Raw genomic sequence first — 20,105 nt, 5'->3', positions numbered from 1 at the left:
TATTCTAAGAGCGAAAAATGCAAAAAGTAGTAAAATATAAATATGAATTTTTTCAAAAAAAAATCCATTTTTTGAGGTGTTATTTTAGTAGCTAGCACACCACTTGTGTTAACTAGTTGTAGTGACTTAGGAAATTTCAATCAAACAGTCCAAAAGTTGCAAAACAAAGAAAAAGAACTTGAAAAATTATCTCTTGATAATAACCAGTATTTATATCTACTTGTTGCAACAAAGCGTTTAAATTATGATATTCAGAATTTACTTAGTTCTTTAAAAGAAACTAAGGAAACACCAACCGATCGTGATTATCGTGATTGAAATAGTTTGTTTGTCACTAAATTAGCAATTATCAACAAAATGCAAACTTACATTCAAAATCAAGCACGGGCAAATGATGGAACATTCTACTACAATTCTTTTGAAGCAGCCAAAGAACCTTATTTATTGATTTGAGGTGATAAGTTATTTAATACTAACTACGAGCGTACTACGATGGTTGATGCTAAAAATGTTGTTGATTTAATTGTTAAATTCCAGGACGCAATTCTTCATCCGACAAAATATAACTCAAAAATCACTAAGTCAGATCAAGAAACATTTGATTCTAGTGTTAATCGTCAAAACTTAAAACAAGTGGTTGCAACTTATTTAGATGATCTTTTAAATTTAATGAAACAAATTTATACTGCATTTTATCTGAAACAAGTTTATGATCCGATTTTTGATCGGATTACTTATGATCAAATCTTTAAAGAACTTAATGATAATTTAGAACTATATTTAAATTACTATAAATTAACTAGGGATGTTAGTGAAACTGAACTAGAACTTTGAAAAAATAGCTCACTCAAACAAAAAATGGAAGAACAAATTAAAGCTTACTTAAAGGAGAAATAATATGCAAATAGGAAATTCAAAAGTAGCAATTGATGCTATTGAAAAATATGATTCAATCGTTATTTTTCACCACATTCGCCCTGATGGAGATTGTCTTGGTTCACAAGCTGGTCTAGCTGAGTTAATTCGAACAAATTATCCAAATAAAAAAGTCTATACTGTCGGTGATAATTCACATGTTTTTGATTTTATGGGATATGAATTTAATTCATATGATCAAATTGATTTTAATAATTCTCTTGCAATTGTTGTTGATGCATCTAGCGGAGATCGGATTGAATGTTCAGACTTACTTTATGAAAAAAGAACTACAGCAAGACTTAGAATTGATCACCACCCAAATGGTGCGGACATTGAATATGAATATAACTGAATTGATGAACATTATGTAGCAGCCGCTGAAATGATTGCTCAGTTAGCTTATGATGCTAAATGAACAGTAACTAATAAAGCAGCTTCACACATTTATTTAGGAATTAATACTGATAGCGGTCGTTTTCTTTTCCCAGATACATCAGCTCGTACTCACAAATTAGTTGCTTTCTTAATGGAACAAGGAAGTTTCCATCCACAAAATATTTTAAGAGAACTTTCAAAACGTAGTTTTAAAGACATCAAATTTGTTGGAAAAATTTTAAGTAACTTCCAAAAAGAAGGAAGAGTTCTATACTACGAAATTCATGATGATGTTTTAAAAGAATACGGAATGAACTCATTAGAAGCAGCTATTTTTGTTAATGAATTAGCAAATATTGAAGATAATTCTTGTTGAGCTTTATTTGTACAACTAGAAGATGGTAAAGTTCGTGGGCGTTTAAGAAGTAATGGACCACTTGTTAATGTAGTTGCTAGAAAATACAACGGTGGTGGACATGATAATGCAGCCGGAATTACTCTTGATTCATGATCACAAGTTAAAGATGTTTTAGCGGACTTAAATCAAGCTATTCAAGAATGGGAGAAATAATGCAAATTGGTAACTTAGAAATTATTACTAAGGAACTCTTAAAATACGATTCAATCGTTATTTTTCACCACATTCGTCCTGATGGAGATTGTCTTGGTTCACAATTTGGTTTAAAAGAACTTTTAGAAACCAACTTTCCAAACAAAAAAGTTTATGCAATCGGTGATGCTAAAAACTCTTTTAGTTTTTTAAATCTTAAAATGGATAATGTACCTAGTGATGAAGTTTTGTCTAATTCATTAGCAGTAGTTGTCGATGCTAACTTTAAAGAGAGAATTGAACTTCGTGAAGTTTTAGATCAAAATTTATTTAAACAAGTAATTAGAATTGATCACCATCCAAATGAAGATGACTTAGGAGAAAACTGCATTCGCTGAGTTGATAGTTCTTATGCAGCCGCTGACGAAATGATTACTGAATTGGCTATTTCAAATAACTGAACAATTACTCAAAGAGCAGCTAATTTACTATACTTAGGAATTAATACTGACAGTGGTCGCTTTTTATTTAATAATACTAAAGCAAGAACTTTAAGATTAGCTGCAAATTTATATGATGCAGGAATGGAAGCGGATTTTATTCATACAAATTTAGCAAAAGTAAATCTAGATGATTTAAAATATTCTTCATGATTAATTTCAACTTTAAAAACACGTGACGGAGTAGCTTATATTCAAAATAGTTTAGAAGATACTAACCGTTTTAATAAAACACCACAAACTTCAGTTCGTGTTAATTCAATTGCAAATATTGATGGTTACCCAATTTGAGTCCAATTTACCGAAGAAGAAGATGGACGAATTAGAACAGAGTTTCGTTCAAATGGACCAATTGTGCGGAATGTCGCTGTCAAATGAGGTGGCGGAGGCCATGAAAGAGCTTCTGGTGCAATTTTAAATTCATTCGCAGATGTAGAAGCAGTCATTGATGATTGTATTCTTGAAGTTCAAAGATATCAAAACGAACAAAATAATTAATTTTGAATAATCAAACTTTTGTTTGATTATTTTTTTAATTTAATAAAAAAAGAATCCTTTTAAGGATTCAAAGTGTAAAAAAAGAATAAAAAAATAGCAGCTCCCTATTTTCACCTTTCGGCTATCGTCGGCACTAAAGGGCTTAACTACTGAGTTCGGAATGGATTTAGGTGATCCCCTTTGCTATAACCACTATGAATATGATACATTATTTTTTAAAAAATGCAATAATTTTTTTATTTTTTTGCTTATAAAAAAATCAATTAATTTTCATATCTAATATAATAATAAATATGAATTTAAAAGAAATTTTTGAAATGCAAAAATCACTAGATGAGAAAATTAATGAAAAACGCAAGAAAAACAATCCAAATCTTTCAAAAAAAGATGTTGAAATTCAAAAAACTCTTGCTTTAATAGTTGAAGCTGGTGAATTTATCAATGAAGTACAAAGTTTTAAATATTGAAAGATTAATAAAAATATCAAACGGCAAGCAGTCATGGAAGAATTTGCAGATTTATTACATTTTTTAGTTAATTTTGCTTATTCTTACCGAATCGATCCTGTTATTGAACCGCTAATTTTAAACCAAGATATCAACTATCAATTTCAACAACTTTTTATTAGTATCACGGATTTAATGAAAAATTTAAATCAAGAAACAATTCAAAGAGCTTTTGAGATTTCACTTGGAGCATTTGTGATGTTAGGTTTTAATTATGGAGATCTTTTTCAAGCTTATTTTCTTAAAAATCAAAAAAATTATCAAAGACTTTATTCAAATTATTAATGGAAAAAGAATTTTTAGATCAACTTGAAAAAAGATTTACACTTACTTCTCAACTTTTTGGAATCGATGAAAATTGATCACTTATTAAACAATTTTTACTTACAAATACTAAGGAACTTGAAGTCTTAAAGAAAATGGAAAAAACCGGTGGTGAGATTAATCTTATAAAACTAGATAATAAGCTTTACTATGTTGATCTTTATAAAACCCTCCCAGCTACTCGTGCTTCGCTCTGCTACGATGAACTTGCACGAAAGCAACGCAAGAAATTTCCTCCAATTTCTAGTGTTGAAGCAGAAGTTGCAAAATTAGGTTCAAGTTTGTTGAATGAACAAATGTATCTTGAAATTCAAAAATATCTCGATTTAGATACTAAAACTTCAACTTGATTATTAACTGAAAACGAACTTCGTAATCAAGGTGGAGCTATTTTTGGCGATAAGAGATATAGCAGAGCATTTATTTATCATAATGGGGCAGATTCATATTATAGTTCTCGTGGTTTTAGAACTTTTGTAGAAATTAAATTAAGATAGTAAAACTATCTTTTTTATATATTTTGGTTTATAATAATATCTATATACAAGTATATTGCCCTAGTGGTGGAATGGTAGACGCTGCGGACTCAAAATCCGCTGGAGCAATCCGTGCAGGTTCAAGTCCTGTCTAGGGCACCATATGTTTTATACATCAAATTTTAAAAGGAGCTTTTTATGGATGCCAAATATGAAAAATTAGCACAAAGATTAAGCAAATACATGTCAATTGAAGCTATTTCTCGTTTTGAAGAAAAAGTGGTTGATGAATTAAAATCAAATTTATCAAGTGATAAATTTGAAATTTCAAGAGATAAATTAGGTTCAGTTATTTTTTACAAAAAATCAAAAGTAGCTAATGCACCAAAAGTGATGATTGCAGCTCACATGGATGAAGTTGGTTACATGGTAAGAAGTATCGAAAAAAATGGAAATCTTTTATTAACCACTATTGGAGGAATTTGACCTTCAATAGTTATTGGAACAAAAGCAACTGTGGTAGCTGGAAGTAATGGTAAAAGATATGAGGGAGTTTTTGGACATACTTCAATTCACATTATGGAAAGAGAAAAGTTAGCTAAAGCAACTACTCAAGAAGAATTATTTGTTGATTTAGGCTTTAGTTCAGATGAAGAAGTAAAACAAGCTGGAATTGAAATTGGAGATCAAGTTTTACTATCTGGTGAAACAATTTTCTTAGCAAACAATCTTATTGGTGGAAAATCAATGGATAACCGTGCTGGTGTCACTTCATTAGAAGCAATTGCTAAAAATGTTGAAGATTTAGATTTACCTTGTGATGTTTATTTTGTAGGTACAGTGCAAGAAGAAGTTGGAACAAGAGGTGCCAAAACTTCTGTTGGTATTTTAAACCCAGATGTTGCCTTTGCTTTGGATACAGGTGCGGCACATGATACAACCGGAGCTAAAAGTGGTACACCAGTTCTTGGTAAAGGTGTAAGTATTTTAGTTAAAGATGGTGGAACATTACCTGATCCTAAACTAGTGAAAATTTTAATGGAAATTGCTAAAACTAAATCAATTCCTGCTTATAAATATGTAGCTGGTGGTGGAGGAACAGATGCAGCTGAATTACAATTTGCTCCTGGTGGAGCAAGTGTCACTACAATTTCACTTCCTCAAAGATATTTACATAGTCCAATTGGTGTTTGTTCATTAGTTGATATTCAAGCAGCAATCGATTTATTAACAGAGTTCTTAAAAGAATATTCACCAGAAAAACACGATTTAATTTCTTATAAATAAAAATTCAAAATAACGCATTAGCGTTATTTTTAATTAGTTAAATGCAAAACAAAATATGGAATAAATTTGATTTTTTTCCATATTTTGAAGTTTATAAGTTGAATAAAGACGAATAATAAACTATTTTTCGAAAAAATAAGGTAATATTTACATGTTTTTATTTTTGTGATTTTTTTCAAAAATTGACTATAAATTTAAAAAAACTAAAATAGAAATATCACTCAAAAATTAAGGAGATTTTTATGATTATAAAAGGAATTGGTGCATCAAAAGGTGTTGCTATTGCTGAAGTTTTCAAAATTGAAGAACTTCCAGTTGAAATTACAAAAGATGCTCAAGATGTTAATAAGGAATTAGAAACATATGAAAATGCACGTGCAAAAGTTTTAGCTAGCTTAGAAAGAACAAAATCTTTTGCTGATACTGAAGAACATGCAGCTATTTTTGACGCACATATGTTAATTGTTAATGATCCTGCTGCTATTAGTCAAATTACAGCAAATATTCAAAATAACAAAGTAACTGCTGAATATGCGACAAAAGAATGTTATGAACAATTTGCAAGTATGTTTGAAGCTATGGATGATGATTATTTCAAAGAAAGAGCAGCTGATATTAAAGACGTACTTAAAAAATTACTTTTTGCTTTAAATGGAATTGAAGAACCTAACTTAACTGCTATTGACCGTGAAGTTATTATTGTGGCTGAAGATCTTAGTCCAAGTCAAACTGTGCAACTTAACAAACAATTTGTTAAAGGATTTATCACAAACATTGGAGGACCTACATCACATACTGCAATTATGGCTCGTAGTTTAGGAATTCCATCAGTAGTTGGAACTAACAATGTTATGGACTTTGCTCAAACAGGTCAATTAATTGCCTTAAATGGTTCAACAGGTGAAGTTGTTGTTAATCCAACAGAACAAGAAATTGCTGAATACCAAGTTGCAAAACAAGCTTACTTAGATTACTTAAATAAACTTAAAACTTTAAAAGGTCAACAATCTGTAACTGCTGATGGACACCATGTTGAATTAGCAGCTAATATCGGAACACCTAAAGACTTAGAATCTGTTTTAGAAAACGATGCTGAAGCAATTGGATTATTTAGATCAGAATTCTTATATATGGATAATGACCACTGACCAACAGAAGAAGAACAATTTGAAGCTTACAAAAAAGTTGTTAGCGGAATGAATGGTAAAAGAGTTGTTATTAGAACTCTTGACATTGGTGGAGATAAAACTTTAAAATACTTTAAGTTCCCAGAAGAACTTAACCCATTTTTAGGTTATAGAGCAATTAGATTTTGTTTACAAAATCCAGAAATTTTCAAAACTCAGCTTAGAGCTTTAATTAGAGCTAGTGAATTTGGAAAAGTTGCAATCATGTTCCCTATGATTACTAACGTACCAGAATTTTTAGAAGCTAAAAAAATGTATTTAGAAGCTTATGAAGAAGTTGCTCAAACAAATTCTAAAATAGCAAAAGTTGATGAAATTGAAATCGGATTAATGATGGAAACACCAGCTGCAGCTGTTTTATCAGAACAATTTAGTAAATATGCTGATTTTGTTTCAATTGGTACAAATGACTTAATTCAATATTCAATGGCCGCAGATAGAATGAATGAAAACATTTCATATCTTTATCAACCTTTAAATCCTTCAATTTTAAGATTAATTAAAATGGTAATTGATGGTGCTCACAAACACGGAAAATGAGCAGGTATGTGTGGTGAAATGGCTGGAGATCGCAGAGCTTTACCTTTATTATTAGGTTTAGGACTTGATGAATTTTCAATGTCAGCAAGCAGTGTTTTAGCTTCAAGAGAATTTGTTAATAAACTTTCATATCAAGAAATGAAAGAATTAGCTAATAAAGCATTAAATCTAGATAGTGAAGCAGAAGTTGAAAGTTTACTTGCTGAAATTCTTTAAGAAAACTCAATTAGAGTTTTCTTTTTTCATATTTTATGAAACAAAACATGAAAAAAACCATTCTTTAAATTGAAAATGTTAAAATAAAAAAGACTAAATAATTTATATTTTAAGTAGTCTAAATTTAATAAACTTAGTGTTGTTTAACTATAAATAATTTGAGGAGGACAAAATGACACCACACATTCAAGCAAAACCAGGAGAAATAGCAAAAACAGTTATCATGCCTGGAGATCCACTTAGAGCAAAATTTATTGCTGAAACCTTTTTAGATCCAGGGTATAAACAAGTCAATAGTGTTAGAAATATGTTTATGTACACAGGAACATACAAAGGAAAACCAATCACTGTTGCAGGTAGTGGTATGGGTTGTCCATCAATTGGGATTTATTCATACGAATTATTTAAATTTTATGATGTTGACCAAATTATTAGAATTGGGTCAATGGGTTCTTATCAAGCAGAATTAGGACTTTATGAAGTTGTGCTTGCAACTGAAGCTTATGCTGATTCTGATGCATTTAGAAAAATTGCATTAGGTAAAGAGGGAAATATTGCTTTACCTAGTGAATCTCTTAATCAAGAAATTAGAGATACTGCTAAAAAATTAGGAATCAAACTTAATGAAGGAAGAATTCACTCATCAGATGTCTTTTATTCAGTGCTCCCTGTTGAACAAAGAATTGCAGAAACACAAGCAATTGGTGTTGAAATGGAATCATATGCATTATTTACAAATGCTGAAGCAACAGGTAAAAGAGCTGCATGTCTTTTAACAGTTAGTGATAACTTAATCACACATGAAGAAACTTCTGCTCAAGAACGTCAACTTTCTTTCACAAAAATGATGGAGATTGCTCTTAATTTAGCAAAATAATTATTATGCGTATAGTTGATTTAATCGAAAAAAAACGTTTAAATAAGGAATTAACAAACGATGAAATTCAATTTTTAATTAATTCTTACGTTGAAAATAAAACACCAGATTATCAAATGAGTGCTTTTTTAATGGCAGTTATGTTTAATGGGATGTCTGCTCGTGAAATTGCAACTATGACCAAATTTATGATGCATTCAGGAGATGTCATTGATCTTTCAAGCATTCCAGGAATTAAGGTAGATAAACATTCAACTGGTGGAATTGGTGACAAAACTACATTAGCTGTTGCACCAATTGTAGCAGCATGTGGAGCACCTGTTGCAAAAATGAGCGGAAGAGGACTCGCTCAAACTGGTGGAACAATTGATAAATTAGAATCAATTCCAGGTTTTAATGTTGAGGTTTCAGAACAAGATTTTATTAAGCAAGTGACAGAACATAAAATTGCTGTAATTGGTCAAAGTTCAAAATTAGTTCCAGCAGATAAAAAACTTTACGCTTTAAGAGATGTAACTTCAACTGTTGAATCAATTCCTTTGATTGCATCAAGTATTATGTCTAAAAAATTAGCAACCGGAGCAGATGCAATTTTATTAGATGTTAAGTGCGGAAATGGTGCTTTTATGAAAAACTTAGCTAGTGCCAAAGAATTAGCACAAACAATGATTAATATCGGGAAAGAACTCAATGTCGATGTTCGTGCAGAAATCACAAACATGTCACGGCCAATTGGGCGTGAAATTGGAAACAAAAATGAAGTTTTAGAAGCAATTTGAACACTAGAAGGAAAAGGACCAAGTGATTTTAATGAACTTGTGTACTCTTCTTGTGCAACAATTTTAGAACAAGCTAAAATTGTTCAAACTCACCAAGAAGGAATCGAAAGAGTTAAACAAGTAATTGAAAACGGTGAAGCTTTAGCTAAATTTTATGAATTTGTTAAAATTCAAGGTGGAGATCTTGAAAAGTTAACATCACCTGATTTTTGAAGTCCAAAATACAAACTTGAAATCAAAGCACAAAAACAAGGATATCTTGAAATTTTTGATGCTTTAACTTTTGGGCTTGTATCAATGAAATTAGGTGCTGGTCGTAGAACAAAAGAAGATCAAATTGATTTTGAAGCAGGAATTACTCTCAACAAAAAAACTAATGAAAAAGTTGAAGTTGGAGAAACCTTATTTACTTTATATTCATCAAATCCAATTGACAAGGAACTTATTAACGAACTTAGTCAAGGATATCAAATTAATGATCATCAAGTAGAGAATCAAATTATTCTTGCAAAATTACAATAAAAAGGAGAAATATGAATTACAACAAAATGATTGACCATACTTATTTAAAACCAGAGGGAACACACAAAGAAATTGATAAATTAATTAGTGAAGCACTTGAATATGACTTTAAAACAGTTTGTGTTAATTCTTCATGAGTTAAATATGTTGCAGATAAACTTAAAGGTACTAATGTCGGAATTACCTCTGTAGTAGGGTTCCCGCTTGGAGCAATGATTACTCAAGCTAAAGCACACGAAGCTAAATTAGCAATCGATCATGGTGCTGACGAAATTGATATGGTAATTAATATTGGTCGTTTTAAACAAGGTGACTATGAATATGTTCTTAATGACATTAAAAAAGTAAAGGAAGCTTGTGGCGATCATGTTCTAAAAGTAATTATTGAAACTGCATTACTTACTAAAGATGAAATTAAAAAAGCAACTGAAATTGTAATGAAATCAGGAGCAGAATTTATTAAAACTTCTACTGGATTTAGTTTTCGTGGAGCAACCCTTGAAGATGTTCAAATTATGAAAAGCGTTTGCGGTGATTCTTTATTAATTAAAGCAGCTGGTGGAATCTCAAATCTAGATGATCTTATTGCAATGTATGATGCCGGAGCAACTAGATTCGGAACAAGTCGTTCAATTGCGATTGTTGAAGGTAAAAATTCTAAAGATGGTTATTAAAAATTAAAACTTCCTTAAATAATAAGGGAGTTTTAATTTACTTTTTAATATAATTAACTTATGAAAACTCTTAAACTATTATTTATTGGCGATATTTTTGGCAAACCAGGAATTGAAACGGTTAAAAATCTTTTACCTAAACTTATTAAGGAACACAACCTTGATTTTGTTATTGCACAAGGTGAAAACGCAACAGGTCGTAAAGGTTTAAGTTATCAAGACTATCAAGAGCTTAGTCAAGCTGGAGTTAATTGTTTTACAATGGGAAATCACGTTTGAGCTAACCAAGAAATATTTGACTTTATTGATCACGAAAATATTGTTCGACCATTTAATATTTCGGAAACTTATCGAGGTTTAGGAACTAAAGTTTTTAAAATTGAATCTAAAAATTTAACTTTAAGAGTTACTTCAATTATGGGAATTACTTTTAATCCATTACTTCGTCCGTGAGAACAAGAATATGCTGATAATTTTTTTGATGCTGCCGACCGATTACTAGAAACTCATCCAGCGGATTTTGATTTTATCGATTTTCACGGAGAGACAACCAGTGAAAAACACGTCTTTGCACTTTATCTTGATGGTCAAGTTGATGCTGTTTGTGGAACTCATACCCACGTTCAAACTAATGATTATAAAGTTTTACCAAATGGTACTTGTTATATTAGTGATGCCGGAATGACTGGCCCTGAAAATAGTGCAATCGGTGCTAATTTCCAAGAAGTTTATGAAAAAATGCGTTTCGACAGTAAGAAACCATTTAAAGTAAGTCCTAATTTAACTCAATTTAATAGTGTCATCTTAGAATTAAATCAAGATAGAAGTTTGAATAAAATTTATCCTTTAAATTATGAGCATTTAAATTTTTCTGAGATTGATTCTAATTCTTAAAAGACTTGATTTTCATTTTTTAAAATGAAACTTATTTAATATTTTTTATTAAATTAAAAATATGTTATATTTAATAGCGAGGAGATATTTATGACAACAAGCTTACAAGAAAATACAGCAGAACAAACAAAAGCAGAAAAAAGAAGAAAAATCTTTATTTCAATTTTTATTGTCTTAATTGTTATTTTATTAATTTTATTAGCAATAGAAATTGCTTACATCGCTGATTTTTACATTTACCGTAATTCAGGTCAAGATGGTCGCCTTTGAACAGAGTATCAGAGAATTCACGGATTATTTAGTTCAAAATAATCTTTAATATATTATTAGAAAACAAAAGTCACTTATCCTACTTGATTTGTGACTTTTGTTTTTTTAAATTTTTGAAAAAAAATTAAAAAAATTCTTTGACTTATTTTAAATAGTGTTATTATTATTAAGCAAGCTAAAACGCAAGCACATAAAAGTTCTTTGAAAACTAGATATATACAATACATGACAGTCAATTTTTTCGAGAGTTTGATCCTGGCTCAGGATGAACGCTGGCTGTGTGCCTAATACATGCATGTCGAGCGGAGTTCTTCGGAACTTAGCGGCGAATGGGTGAGTAACACGTACTTAACGTGCCCACTAGATTGGAATAACGCTGAGAAATTAGCGCTAATGCCGGATACTTATTAATTTCGCATGAAGTTAATATAAAAGGAGCAATTGCTTCACTAGTGGATCGGGGTGCGTAACATTAGCTAGTTGGTAAGGTAATGGCTTACCAAGGCGATGATGTTTAGCGGGGTTGAGAGACTGATCCGCCACACTGGGACTGAGATACGGCCCAGACTCCTACGGGAGGCAGCAGTAGGGAATTTTCCACAATGGACGAAAGTCTGATGGAGCGACACAGCGTGCAGGATGAAGGCCTTCGGGTTGTAAACTGCTGTTATAAGGGAAGAAAAAACAAAGGAGTGGAAAGCCTTTGTCTTGACGGTACCTTGTCAGAAAGCAACGGCTAACTATGTGCCAGCAGCCGCGGTAATACATAGGTTGCAAGCGTTATCCGGAATTATTGGGCGTAAAGCGTCTGTAGGTTGTGTGTTAAGTCTGACGTCAAAACTTGGGGCTCAACCCCAAATCGCGTTGGATACTGGCACGCTAGAATTGTGTAGAGGTTAGCGGAATTCCTAGTGAAGCGGTGAAATGCGTAGATATTAGGAAGAACATCAACATGGCGAAGGCAGCTAACTGGGCACATATTGACACTGAGAGACGAAAGCGTGGGGAGCAAACAGGATTAGATACCCTGGTAGTCCACGCCGTAAACGATGATGATTAGCTGATGGGGACCATCGGCGCAGCTAACGCATTAAATCATCCGCCTGAGTAGTATGCACGCAAGTGTGAAACTTAAAGGAATTGACGGGGATCCGCACAAGCGGTGGAGCATGTGGTTTAATTTGAAGATACGCGTAGAACCTTACCCACTCTTGACATCTTCCGCAAAGCTATAGAGATATAGTCGAGGTTAACGGAATGACAGATGGTGCATGGTTGTCGTCAGCTCGTGTCGTGAGATGTTCGGTTAAGTCCTGCAACGAGCGCAACCCTTGTCCTTAGTTAGATGATCTAAGGAGACTGCCCGAGTAATTGGGAGGAAGGTGGGGACGACGTCAAATCATCATGCCTCTTACGAGTGGGGCCACACACGTGCTACAATGGACGGTACAAAGAGAAGCAAAACGGCGACGTCAAGCAAATCTCAAAAAACCGTTCTCAGTTCGGATTGTAGTCTGCAACTCGACTACATGAAGTCGGAATCGCTAGTAATCGTAGATCAGCTACGCTACGGTGAATACGTTCTCGGGTCTTGTACACACCGCCCGTCACACCATGGGAGCTGGTAATGCCCGAAGTCGGTTTTGTTAACTACGGAAACAACCGCCTAAGGCAGGACTGGTGACTGGGGTGAAGTCGTAACAAGGTATCCCTACGAGAACGTGGGGATGGATTACCTCCTTTCTACGGAGTACATTACCTATCTAATAGGATACTTAAAGACTATTTTTATTAAAATAATTAATAATTGTTACAATGACACATGTACTATGTTAATAGTCCATAGATATATCTAGTTTTGAGAGAACTTTCTCTCTTGTTCTTTGAAAACTGAATAGTAAAGATATTACAACGACATCAAATAAATAAATTAAATTGGTTAATTTGTTTTGATTGATACCGAGTAATTATTACAATGTAATAATTTATTGAAATGTCTTTGAATATACATCAACAATAGGTCGAATATTGTCAACTTTTAAATAAGTAAGAGTTTGTGGTGGATGCCTTGGGTCTGGAAGTCGATGAAGGACGTGATTACCTGCGATAAGCCTCGTGGAGCTGGATATAAGCTACGAAGCGGGGATTTCCGAATGGGGAAACCTAACTAGAGTAATTTCTAGTTGCTATACGATGAATAAAATAGTCGTATTTGCGAGACACGTTGTGAACTGAAACATCTTAGTAGCAACAGGAAGAGAAAATAAAAAATGATTCCATTAGTAGCGGCGAGCGAAAGTGGAAGAGCCCAAACCAACATTAGTTGGGGTTGTAGGACTATCTACATGAAGTTACAAATCTTTGTTATAGCAGAATTAGTTGGGAAACTAAAGCATAGAGGGTGATACTCCCGTATGCGAAATGGCAAGGACTTCTGATAGTATCCTGAGTAGGGCGGGGCACGTGAAACCCTGTCTGAATCTGCCGGGACCATCCGGTAAGGCTAAATACTAACCAGACACCGATAGTGAACTAGTACCGTGAGGGAAAGGTGAAAAGAACCCCGGGAGGGGAGTGAAATAGAATCTGAAACCGCTTACTTACAATTAGTCAGAGCTCGTTAATGAGTGATGGCGTACATCTTGCAGTATGGACCGGCGAGTTATGTTAACATGCGAGGTTAAGTGGAGAAAAACGGAGCCGTAGAGAAATCGAGTCTTAATAGGGCGTTTAGTATGTTGACATATACCCGAAACCATGTGATCTATCCATGAGCAGGTTGAAGCTTGGTTAACCCCAAGTGGAGGACCGAACCGTAGTACGCTGAAAAGTGCCCGGATGACTTGTGGATAGTGGAGAAATTCCAATCGAACTTGGAGATAGCTGGTTCTCCTCGAAATAGCTTTAGGGCTAGCGTCTGATGTTAAACTTTGGTGGTAGAGCACTGAATATGGAATGGCCGCGCCTAGCGGTACTGACTATAATCAAACTCCGAATACCATTGTGTATTATCAGGCAGTCGGAACCGGGGTGCTAACGTCCCGGCTCGCGAGGGCAACAACCCAGATCGTCAGCTAAGGTCCCAAAATCATGTTAAGTCAGAAAGGTTGTGTGATTTCATAAACAACTAGGAGGTTGGCTTAGAAGCAGTCACCCTTTAAAGAGTGCGTAATAGCTCACTAGTCAAGAGATCATGCGCCAATAATGTAACGGGAGTAAAACATGATACCGAAGCTACGGGTACGAAAGTACGTTAGAGGAGCGTTCTAAGTGCGGCGAAGTCAGACCGTGAGGACTGGTGGAGCGCTTAGAAGTGAGAATGCCGGTATGAGTAACAATTTGAGGTGAGAATCCTCAACGCCTATTGGGAAAGGTTTCCTGGGGAAGGTTCGTCCACCCAGGGTTAGTCAGGACCTAAGCAGAGGCTGAAAAGCGTATGCGATGGACAACAGGTTAATATTCCTGTACTACCTATTATTAGTGATGGAGTGACGGAGAAGGATAGCATTACCCATTAATGGATTTGGGGGTAAGTAGCGACTGGTGAGTATAGTTAAATGCGTACTCTATAACCGGAATCTACGATGCATAGGAACTTCGGTTCTGAATTATGTGATTTCATGCTTCCAAGAAAAGCTTCTAAACGTTTAAAATAATTGGTACCTGTACCGAGAACGGACACACGTTCCCAAGATGAGTATTCTAAGGCGCGCGAGAAAACCATCGTTAAGGAACTCTGCAAAATGACCCCGTAAGTTCGCGAGAAGGGGCGCCAACTTAAAGTTGGCCACAGTAAATTGTGAGGGGCAACTGTTTATCAAAAACACAGCTCTCTGCTAAACCGCAAGGTGATGTATAGGGGGTGAAGCCTGCCCAGTGCCCGAAGGTTAAGTGGATGCGTTAGCTTTATGCGAAGCGTTGAAATGAAGCCCGGGTGAACGGCGGCCGTAACTATAACGGTCCTAAGGTAGCGAAATTCCTTGTCGGCTAAATACTGACCTGCACGAAAGGCGCAATGATCTCTCAACTGTCTCAACGATGGACTCGGTGAAATTATGGTCCCAGTGAAAACGCTGGGTACCCGCATCAAGACGAAAAGACCCCATGGAGCTTTACTACAACTTCGTATTGGAACTTGGCCTAACATGTGTAGGATAGGTGGGAGACTTTGAAGTCAAGGCGCTAGCCTTGATGGAGTCGACCTTGAAATACCACCCTTGGTATGTTGAGTTTCTAACCTGCCGCCGTTATCCGGTGGGGGGACAGTGCGTGGTGGGTAGTTTGACTGGGGCGGTCGCCTCCTAAAAGGTAACGGAGGCGTTCAAAGGTACACTCAATACGGTCAGAAACCGTATGTAGAGCGCAAAGGTAGAAGTGTGCTTGACTGCGAGACCTACAAGTCGAGCAGGTGCGAAAGCAGGACTTAGTGATCCGGCTGTACGTCATGGAACGGCAGTCGCTCAACGGATAAAAGTTACCCTGGGGATAACAGGCTTATCTTGCCCAAGAGATCACATCGACGGCAAGGTTTGGCACCTCGATGTCGGCTCATCGCATCCTGGAGCTGGAGTCGGTTCCAAGGGTTTGGCTGTTCGCCAATTAAAGCGGTACGCGAGCTGGGTTCAGAACGTCGTGAGACAGTTCGGTCCCTATCTGATGTGGGCGTTGGAATATTGATGAGAGCTGCTCTTAGTACGAGAGGACCGGAGTGGACGTACCGCTGGTGTTCCAGTTGTTCCGCCAGGAGCATAGCTGGGTAGCTAAGTACGGAAAGGATAACCGCTGAAAGCATCTAAGTGGGAAGCCTCCTCAGAGATAAGTATTCCCTTGAAATTCCTTGTAGACGACGAGGTTGATAGGATGGAAGTGTACGTGTAGCAATACATTTAGCTGACCATTACTAATAAATTGATAGGTTTAAAAGTTAGGATGTATATTTAGACATTTTAATGAATTATTATTTACTATTCAGTTTTGAAAGAACTTCACCCAAGAGGGTGTTTTTTATTTTTATTTTTTTGATTTTGTTTTTTTAAAATATAATATGGGTGAAAAAATTAAAAACTATATTAAAAGGAGAAAAAAATGAAATTTTATAAAAAATTTTTAGTAATACCTATTTTATTAGGTTCAATATTTGCATTTTCAAGTGCAAAATATACTAATACAACAAATATCAGTTCTTTAAATCAACAAAAATACATTATTCACCTAAGAGTTTCCATTTAGCTTCTCGAAACTCTTTATCAAATGGATTATTTGATCTTAATTTACAGGAATATGATGATTTTCAAGAAATATCTCTTGTAGCAAATGAAAATTATATTGATCAAATCGATTCAATTGGACAAATCTTTTCTAAATTTATTAATCCAGAACAAGGTGAAAGACTAATAATTAGCAAAAAATTTGTAAAAAAAGTAGAACAATTAGAGGCCCAATTACCTGAGAGGCTAATTTTGTAAATTCTAAGGAATTTATACATAATTTCGATCTTTTATTAAAAGATTCTAGTGGAAATATTGTTTTTTCTTCTAATTCTTCTAATAAAAATATAGAATACATAAAATTCATTACTAAAAAAGATGACACTTATACATGAATTTTAAAAAATTTATAAAACAATAAAATAAATCCTGAAGGAATAGAAATTGCTTTCACGGAAACGGAAGGATATAGATAAAATGAAAAAGAATTATTTAATTAACATTTTCTTTGTTATATTTTTTATTTTAATTTTTGCTTTATTTCCTCTTTTAGTCTTTTTTATTTTTAAAGTTGAAAACAAATGATTAAATATAGCTACTTTTTCTTTATTTCTTATTTCATTTTTAAGTTTTTGATATTTATTTATATTGAAATTATCTTTTTTTAAAGATAATAAGTTAAGGAGAAATTTCGAAAATTTATTAATAACACCTTTTTACGATAGAGAACTTATTTTTTTAACAAAGAAGAGAATAATTTTTTGAGCAATATTACTTTTTATTTTATTCTTCATTGGTTCTTGTCTAATAAGTCTTTGTTATTATGTTTCAAGTTTTACAGATTTTATATTTTATCGGATGGTGCCGGCGTCTTTGAAATTTACCGAAAAACACCCTCTTCCTTACATAAAAGATATAGATACTTTTTTATATAAAATAACTTTTGTTTTTGGTTGATCATTCTTTATTAGTTCTTTAGTTTTAACTCCTTTTATAATTTATTTTATGAATAATCCAAAATTGAAAAAAGAACGAAACATCAACTATCCTTTTGTTAGTTAAACTTTAAAAATACAGAATTATAAACTAGGACAATAAAAAATTAACATTCCTTCGAATGTTAAATCAGGATAAAAAATTAGATACACTCCTTTCTTTTTGGAATGTGTCTAATTTTTTATCCTGATTTAGTTTTTTTTTTTTTTTTTGATTTAGTTTTTTAAAATATAATATGGGTGAAATAATTAAAAACTATATTAAAAGGAGAAAAATAAATTATGAACAAGCAAATATTATCAAAAACATGATTTATTATGTTATTTATCTTAGGTGTTTTATTTTTAGGGATTGCAATAACTTTTTTACATACAATTAAAATAAATACTTTAACAATAATATCTTTTTCTTTATCTTTTATTTTACTATTAAGTTTTTTATGCTTAATAATTTTTCAGATATCATTCTTAAAAAACCACAAACTTCTAAACTGGGACACGAAAAGTGGACAAAAAGTTTAATTTACTAAAACACCTCAACACTCTTGAGGTGTTTTTCAATTTAATACTGATTGAATTCTTTCGTTGTTGTATCAAAACACAAAATCATCAATCAGTGATTTTAATTCATTAAAATTTATTTTTGTAATATCGATTAATTTTAAACATTCTGATTTTAAAATTGAAAAGAAATATTCTGCTTCTCTATTATCTAAAGAATTTCCTACTCTACCCATTGATACAACACCATTGTTTTTCTGAATTAAATCTACATAAGTTTTTGAAGAATATTGGAAACCATGATCAGAATGAGCTATTCATTTTTTATCCATTTTGATTTTAGACATATGTTCCATTACTAGTTCTAAATCATTTCTTTTTGAAAGATTATAATTAACAACAAATTTGCTTTTGTGATCAATCGCAACAGATAAAAATACAAAATTGTTTAAGCAATCTTTTGGTGCAGAAATATAAGTAACATCAGTGGCAATTATTTGGTTTGTCTCTCCGTGATAATCACGATTAACAAGATCTATAAATTTTACGTTTGTGTTCTTTTGTTCTCTATCTATTTTCTTTCTTCTGATTAAACAAAATAAGTTTAATCTTCTCATCGCTCTACCAATAGTCCTATAATTTAGATCTATTTGGAATTTTGTTCTAATATAACTTTCCAATCTTTTTCTACCAAACAAACCCTTATTTTTCTTAAATGACTTAATTATTAATTCATCATATTTAGTATTTACAGATTTTTTTCTTGTTTGCTGCTCTTTAGTTTTTAGATTGTGAATTGTTGACTTAGATTTATTAAAGCATAGGCCCAATTTTCTTGTAGAAAGTGAAGATTTCTTAATTTTAGAAATATCAACTTCAATATTATTTCTATCAAAAGAGTCTTTATAAATTTCTAAAATTTCAATCAATTGTTCCTTAGGCATTTTTTCTCATTCCTTTTTTACAATTTCAATAGGAGTAATTTTTTGCCTTTTTGGTCTACCTGACCCTTTACCTTTTTTAGATGATTTACCTGTTTGCGATTCTATATTTATCATTCCTAAATTATATCTGTTATACTTGAAGACAAAATATTTTTTAGCCTCATTGAATTTTCTATCAAAAAAACTAAAACCTCTGATTGAATAATATTTAAGTTCAAAATCATTTTTTGATATCAAATTATTTTTGTAATCTTCATAACTACCGAATAGTTCTAATCATTCATGTGCCTTTAATTGTCTCATAATACCTCCTAAATATATAAAAACACGAAATATGGTTGTGTCCATATTTCGTGTCCCAGTTTATTCCTCTTAATTTAAAAAATTTATTTCAAGTTTCTTTTTACAAATTAAAGGCATATATTTTTCAAAGTAAAATAATAATTTTTTGATATATATTTCTTTTAATTATCTTTCTTTTTGGTTTATATATGATATTGGGTTACGTTTTTCAGATAAATGAAAAACGAATATTCATCCCAAACGTTAAAGCGGATTTGATTAAAAATTTCCAAATAAATTTATCCCTCGTTTTAGGTTCTTCATTTTTAATTACTGTATTTTGTCATTTTTCTTTAACAACACTTTTATTCTTACTTTCTAAAAAAAACAAACATTTTTAGAAATTTATATACTATATAAAAACTAAAACTAGATGCATTTTTTCATTCTTAAATGCGTCTAGTTTTTATTTTTTTGGATATAAATTTAATTGAATTTTAGTTTATTTATATTTTAAATAGTATGTGCTTTTATCTTGAAGAAAATAAAAAAATCACAATTATTATTGTGATTTTTGGTCATTTCTGAAATGGTACGTCCTAGAGGATTCGAACCTCTGACCCAATGGTTAAAAGCCATTTGCTCTACCTGCTGAGCTAAGGACGCACATTTTGGTGCCCAAGACTGGACTTGAACCAGCACGGTATTGCTACCGAGGGATTTTAAGTCCCTTGCGTCTACCATTCCGCCACCTGGGCATTTGCTTGTTTGCTTAATTATTAT

Annotated in this window: 13 protein-coding genes, 3 tRNA genes and 3 rRNA genes; 15 read left to right on the top strand and 4 right to left on the bottom strand. The window is 32.7% G+C overall.

The genetic code is table 4. From position 1 onward, the window contains the following. Nucleotides 1-42 precede the first annotated feature (42 nt). Genes EXC53_RS03890 through EXC53_RS03880 form a run of 3 tightly spaced genes read left to right on the top strand, consistent with a single transcriptional unit; the run spans nucleotide 43 to nucleotide 2,841 of the window. Nucleotides 43-897: a hypothetical protein gene (locus tag EXC53_RS03890; protein ID WP_119571791.1), complete on the top strand. Its 855-nt coding sequence runs from the start codon at nucleotides 43-45 to the stop codon at nucleotides 895-897. A gap of 1 nt (nucleotide 898) precedes the next feature. Then, nucleotides 899-1,864: a DHH family phosphoesterase gene (locus EXC53_RS03885; RefSeq protein ID WP_119571792.1), complete on the top strand. Its 966-nt coding sequence runs from the start codon at nucleotides 899-901 to the stop codon at nucleotides 1,862-1,864. Further along, nucleotides 1,864-2,841, top strand: a complete 978-nt coding sequence (locus EXC53_RS03880; RefSeq protein WP_119571793.1) for a DHH family phosphoesterase — start codon at nucleotides 1,864-1,866, stop codon at nucleotides 2,839-2,841. The genes EXC53_RS03885 and EXC53_RS03880 overlap by 1 nt, the downstream gene beginning before the upstream one ends. A gap of 91 nt (nucleotides 2,842-2,932) precedes the next feature. Here the strand turns inward: EXC53_RS03880 and rrf are convergent. Then, nucleotides 2,933-3,038 (bottom strand): 5S ribosomal RNA (gene rrf, locus EXC53_RS03875). A gap of 96 nt (nucleotides 3,039-3,134) precedes the next feature. On the opposite strand from rrf, the gene EXC53_RS03870 reads away from it, so the two are divergent. From EXC53_RS03870 to EXC53_RS03815, 12 genes are all read left to right on the top strand, one after another. Further along, complete coding sequence (locus EXC53_RS03870) at nucleotides 3,135-3,632, top strand: dUTP diphosphatase (protein WP_119571794.1); 498 nt, start codon at nucleotides 3,135-3,137, stop codon at nucleotides 3,630-3,632. Next, entirely contained in the window at nucleotides 3,632-4,168 is a 537-nt protein-coding gene (locus EXC53_RS03865) for a DUF4256 domain-containing protein (RefSeq protein WP_119571795.1), read from the top strand. Before EXC53_RS03870 ends, EXC53_RS03865 begins: the two co-directional genes overlap by 1 nt. A gap of 57 nt (nucleotides 4,169-4,225) precedes the next feature. Beyond that, a tRNA-Leu gene (locus EXC53_RS03860) sits at nucleotides 4,226-4,309 on the top strand. A gap of 36 nt (nucleotides 4,310-4,345) precedes the next feature. Next, entirely contained in the window at nucleotides 4,346-5,434 is a 1,089-nt protein-coding gene (locus tag EXC53_RS03855) for a M42 family metallopeptidase (RefSeq protein ID WP_119571796.1), read from the top strand. Between the two features lie 242 nt (nucleotides 5,435-5,676). Next, the gene (ptsP, locus tag EXC53_RS03850; protein WP_119571797.1) at nucleotides 5,677-7,377 is read left to right on the top strand and encodes a phosphoenolpyruvate--protein phosphotransferase; all 1,701 of its coding nucleotides are present in this window, start codon (nucleotides 5,677-5,679) and stop codon (nucleotides 7,375-7,377) included. 172 nt (nucleotides 7,378-7,549) lie between these two features. Next, nucleotides 7,550-8,254: a purine-nucleoside phosphorylase gene (gene deoD / locus EXC53_RS03845; protein WP_119571798.1), complete on the top strand. Its 705-nt coding sequence runs from the start codon at nucleotides 7,550-7,552 to the stop codon at nucleotides 8,252-8,254. 5 nt (nucleotides 8,255-8,259) lie between these two features. Continuing rightward, on the top strand, nucleotides 8,260-9,555 hold the full coding sequence (locus EXC53_RS03840) for a pyrimidine-nucleoside phosphorylase (protein WP_119571799.1): 1,296 nt from the start codon (nucleotides 8,260-8,262) through the stop codon (nucleotides 9,553-9,555). Nucleotides 9,556-9,566: 11 nt separating this feature from the next. Then, a complete protein-coding gene (gene deoC / locus EXC53_RS03835; RefSeq protein ID WP_119571800.1) occupies nucleotides 9,567-10,229 on the top strand; it encodes a deoxyribose-phosphate aldolase in 663 nt (220 codons plus the stop codon). 60 nt (nucleotides 10,230-10,289) lie between these two features. Beyond that, nucleotides 10,290-11,123 carry a TIGR00282 family metallophosphoesterase gene (locus tag EXC53_RS03830; RefSeq protein WP_119571801.1) on the top strand — a complete coding sequence of 278 codons (834 nt, stop codon included), beginning with the start codon at nucleotides 10,290-10,292 and terminating at the stop codon, nucleotides 11,121-11,123. A 90-nt stretch (nucleotides 11,124-11,213) separates the two neighbouring features. Then, nucleotides 11,214-11,435 (top strand): hypothetical protein, encoded by a 222-nt coding sequence (locus tag EXC53_RS03825; RefSeq protein WP_119571802.1) that lies wholly within the window; start codon nucleotides 11,214-11,216, stop codon nucleotides 11,433-11,435. A 195-nt stretch (nucleotides 11,436-11,630) separates the two neighbouring features. Next, nucleotides 11,631-13,136: ribosomal RNA gene (locus EXC53_RS03820) — 16S ribosomal RNA — on the top strand. Between the two features lie 293 nt (nucleotides 13,137-13,429). Next, a 23S ribosomal RNA gene (locus tag EXC53_RS03815) occupies nucleotides 13,430-16,318 on the top strand. Nucleotides 16,319-18,113: 1,795 nt separating this feature from the next. Here EXC53_RS03815 and EXC53_RS03805 read toward each other — a convergent pair. The 3 genes from EXC53_RS03805 to EXC53_RS03795 form a co-directional block, all read right to left on the bottom strand. Then, nucleotides 18,114-19,388 carry an IS3 family transposase gene (locus tag EXC53_RS03805; RefSeq protein WP_129724608.1) on the bottom strand — a complete coding sequence of 425 codons (1,275 nt, stop codon included), beginning with the start codon at nucleotides 19,386-19,388 and terminating at the stop codon, nucleotides 18,114-18,116. A 524-nt stretch (nucleotides 19,389-19,912) separates the two neighbouring features. Further along, a tRNA-Lys gene (locus EXC53_RS03800) sits at nucleotides 19,913-19,988 on the bottom strand. Nucleotides 19,989-19,994: 6 nt separating this feature from the next. Further along, nucleotides 19,995-20,080: transfer RNA gene (locus tag EXC53_RS03795), tRNA-Leu, on the bottom strand. Nucleotides 20,081-20,105 lie beyond the last annotated feature (25 nt).

Source organism: Mycoplasmopsis gallopavonis, assembly GCF_900660635.1.
Taxonomy (GTDB): domain Bacteria; phylum Bacillota_I; class Bacilli_A; order Mycoplasmatales; family Metamycoplasmataceae; genus Mycoplasmopsis; species Mycoplasmopsis gallopavonis.
The sequence above is the reverse complement of the archived record's forward strand: the minus strand, read 5'-3'. Positions and strand labels throughout refer to the sequence as shown.